At 70.5% G+C, this 4,128-nt stretch carries 2 protein-coding genes; both read right to left on the bottom strand.

What is annotated here, in order from left to right:
- On the bottom strand, window positions 1-222 hold a 222-nt coding region (locus tag ON23_RS38030), incomplete at its 3' end, for a 2-oxoglutarate dehydrogenase E1 subunit family protein (RefSeq protein WP_157170263.1).
- Window positions 223-252: 30 nt separating this feature from the next.
- On the bottom strand, window positions 253-4,128 hold a 3,876-nt coding region (locus ON23_RS21810), incomplete at its 5' end, for an ABC transporter ATP-binding protein (RefSeq protein ID WP_167331882.1).

Raw genomic sequence — 4,128 nt, 5'->3', positions numbered from 1 at the left:
CGACGACGGATCTTGCTTGTACTTCTGGTACATCTCGTCGACGAGCCACTGGTTCTGTCCGAACTGGGATGTTGAGCTGCTCACAGCAGGTGTTCGCCTCATTTCGTTCTTCGCGCTGCGACGTTTGTGACGTGCCCGGCACGGGTCGATCGGCACGATGTGCGCCGATGCGCCCTTTCTGAGGATAGGCCCAGCCGTGACAGCGTGCCCCAGCGCGGCCATGCGTAGGCGCACCGCCGCGCCACTGTCCGGTTAACGACCCCCGGACAGACCCAGCCTCATAGGTGACGACTCGTCCCGTGTCGAGAATATTCCTTCGTCGGAATCGGCTGCCTCCCAGAGTCGGTTATAGATTCCGCGCTCCGCCAGTAATTGCGCGTGCGCGCCGAATTCCACGATCCGCCCGTGCGCGACGACCGCGATCCGATCGGCGCGTGCGGCGGTCGCCAAACGGTGCGCCACGATCACCGTGGTGCGCCCGCGTGCCAGCGATCTGCTCGCTACCAGCACTTTCTCCTCGTTGGCCGGATCCAGGACCGCGGTGGCCTCGTCGAGCAACAGCAGATCCGGATCGACCAGTTCCGCACGCGCCAGCGCGATCAGCTGGCGCTGGCCCGCCGAGAGCCCGCGCCCGCCCTCACCGATCGGCTGGGCCATACCCCGCGGCAGTGTCTCGATCATCTCGAGCGCGCCGACCGCCGCGGCGGCCCGGGCGATATCGGACGATGTGGCACAAGGTTTCCCGAATGCAATGTTGCTCGCGACGTCGCCGGTGAACAGGTGAGCTTCCTGAGGGACCACACCGAGCCGGGCACGGAACTGCGCGAGCCGGTAGTCCCGGATATCGATCTCGTCGACGCGAATGGATCCGGAGTGGGCCGCCCCGGCGGCCCCGTCCTGGTTCGGATGCGAGCGAGGAAGGTCGTAGAGGCGCGCCAGCAGTTTGACCACTGTCGATTTGCCCGCCCCGGTCTCACCCACCAGCGCGAGGGTCGAGCCGGCCGGAATGTGCAGGGAAACATCTTCCAGCGCAGGTGTTCTGGCGTCGGGGTAGCGGAAGGTGACCCCGTCGAAGCGCACCTCGCCGCGCAGGCCGCCCTCGATCTCGACCGCATCGGCCGGATCGGGGGCGATCGAGGACGGGGTGTGCAGCAGTGTTTCGATGCGCCGCAATCCGACCCGGGCCTGCTGATAGCCGTCGAAGACCTGGGAGAGCTGGGTGATCGGCCCGAACAGCAGGCTCAGGTAGAGCACGAACGCGACCAGGGTGCCGGCGGTCGTGGTGCCGTGTGCGACCTCGCGGGCGCCCAGATACACCACCGCCGCCTGCGCCAGATCCGCCCAGGCCAGCACGAACGCGAAATACAGCGCGATGGCGCGCTGGGCCCGCAACCGGGCCCGGCGGTACCGATCGGAGTAATCGGTGAACCGGCGGCCGGCCTCGGCCTCGTGGCGGTAGGCCTGGGTCGCGCGCAGGCCCGCGACGTTCTCCTGGAAGTCGGCGTTGACCGTGGCCACCCGTTCCCGTGAGGCCGAATACGCCGACGCCGAGACCCGGCGGAAGAACAGGGTCGCCACGATCAGCGGCGGCAGCGCCACGAACACCACCACGGCCAGCGCGGCGTCGATCACCAGGAGTGCGATCACGATGCCCACGACCGTGACCAGGCTGATGAGGGCGGTGCTCAGTCCGGTCTGCAGGAATGTCGACAACGCGTCGATATCGGTCGTCATCCGCGTCATGATCCGGCCGGACAGTTCGCGCTCGTAGTAGTCCAGGCCGAGTCGTTGCAGGTGGGCATAGCTGCGCACCCGCAGCCCGTACAGCACCCGCTCGCCGCCGCGCGCGGAGAGCCGCGTTCCGAGTGCCTCGTCCACCCAGCTCAGCAGCACCAACCCCGCACCGGCGAGGGCCGCGATCACCAGCACGGTGCCGCGATGCTGTCCGACGCCGTCGTCGAGCGCGAATCGGGTGAGTGCCGGGAACGCCACCGAGATGCCCGCGTCCACGGCCAGCAGCGCGATCACGGCCGCCAGCAGCCAGCGCACCGGCCGCAGCAACCGCACCAGCCGGAATTTCGGGTCCGGCTGTTCCAGCTCGCGGTCGTCGAGCCCGGGTTGTTCGGTCGCCGGGGCCAGTTTCGCTAGCGCGGCCCGCATCTCGGGCGGCGCATCCGGTTCGGGGTTCGAATCAGCCACGGCGACAACGTCTTCGGAATCCGGCGTCGCTCCGGGATGCGCAGGCGAGCCCGGGTGCGGCGGCGCGATGGCGCCCGACGTCGAAACAGGTGTGGCCCGGGGCGGGCCGGCGGGATCCACGCCGTCGTGCGCCGGCCGCTCGATACCGGGCGCGAAGATGGCGCCGTCGGCGTGGGCCGAGGCGTATTCGATGCGGTCCGAGGCGGTCGATGCCCGGGGGCCGGGTTCGACCACGTCGCCGGGTTCGACCTCGGCGTCGCCGCTTCGATCCGCCGTACGTCCGCCCGGCGCGGGCAGGCGGACGACGCGATCCGCATGGGCCAGGGTCGATTCGCGATGCGCGAGGATCAGTGTGGTGCGGCCGTGGGCGGGCAGTGCGTCGAAGATCGCGGCCTCGGTCACGGCGTCCACCGCGGAGGTGGCGTCGTCGAGGACGAGGATGCGCGGGTCGGCGAGCAGGGCGCGCGCCAGGGCCAGGCGTTGCCGCTGTCCGCCCGAGAGCGTGAGCCCGCGCTCGCCCACGACGGTGTCGTAGCCGTCCGGCAGGGCGCGGATGAATTCGTCGGCCGCCGCCATCCGTGCGGCGGTCCGGATCTCCTCGGGGTCGGCATCCGGTTTGCCGAGCGCGATATTGGCGGAGATCGTGTCGGAGAACAGGAACGGCTCGTCGAAGACGACGCCGATCGCCGCACGCAGATCGGCGGCCCGCACCCGCGCGATATCGATTCCGGCGGTCTCCGGATCCTGCTCCGCTCCGGCCCCGAAGAGGCTGATCCGCCCCGCCTCCGGCGTATGGAACCGCGGCAACAGCAGTGTCAGCGTCGATTTCCCGGACCCGGCCGGGCCGATCACCGCCACCGTCTCGCCGGGACGGACGGTGATATCGACATCGTGCAGTACCGGGCGGCCGGGCTCGAATCCGAAGGTGAGGCCCCGGATGTGCAGGCCGAGCGGACCCTCCGGCAGCGGTTGCGGATCGGGTGGGTCGACGCTCTCCGGCGCCTCGTCGATGACCTGGTAGACGCGTTCGGCCGCGGCCCGGGTCAGCTGGGCCATGACCAGGACGCTCGACAGGATGCGGGTGCTCGACGCCATCATGGTCACGTAGGTCGCGAAGGCCAGGAAGGTGCCGACGCCGATCACCGCATGCAGTGCCAGCGTGCCGCCGAGTGCGATCACGATCACCAGACCGGCCTGCGGAATCGCCGACACCGTCGGCGCGAACCGGGAGTCGATGCGGGCCGCGCGCATCCGGTGGGCGTACAGCCGCCGCCCGTGCTCTTCCAGAATCCGCACCATCCGCGATTCCTGGCCGAAGCCCTTCACCACCCGGACGCCGGTGACGGTCTCCTCGACGTGCTGGGCCAGATCGGCCGCGCGCTGCTGCGCCGACCAGGTGGCGGCGTGCAGCCGCGGCCGCACCCGGTACACCACCAGCGCCAGCACCGGCACGGTCAGCAACGACACCAGGGCCAGCGGTGGCGAGAGCACCAGCATGGCCACCGCGGCGAAGGCGAAGATCAGCAGCGACGCCGCCGACAGCGGCGCCATCGCGAGCAGTCCCTGCACCAATTGCAGATCGCTGATCGATCGCGAGACCACCTGGCCCGTGCGCAACCGGTCCTGCCGCGGCCCGTCGTAGCGGTGCAGTGCGGTGAGCAGATCCACCCGCACCTCGTGCTGGACGTCGAGCGCCAGCCGTCCCGCGAGCCAGCGCCGTCCGTAGGTCGCCGCGAATCGGGCCACCGCCAGCGCGACCAGTATCCCGGCGATCGGCGCGAGCGCCCGGACCTCGCCCAGCCGGGCGCGGTCCAACGCAGCCTTGGCCGCCAGCGGCGCCGCGGCCTCCGCACCGGCCCCCGCGACCACGGCCGCGATGACGCCGGTCAGCACCCGCGGATGGCCCCGGCAGGCGGTCCAGAGCCGGCG

Origin of the sequence: Nocardia cerradoensis NBRC 101014 (genome assembly GCF_000308535.1) — a bacterium.
Classification (GTDB): domain Bacteria; phylum Actinomycetota; class Actinomycetes; order Mycobacteriales; family Mycobacteriaceae; genus Nocardia; species Nocardia cerradoensis.
Note: the sequence above shows the minus strand (reverse complement) of the source record. Positions and strands in the feature narration are given on the sequence as shown.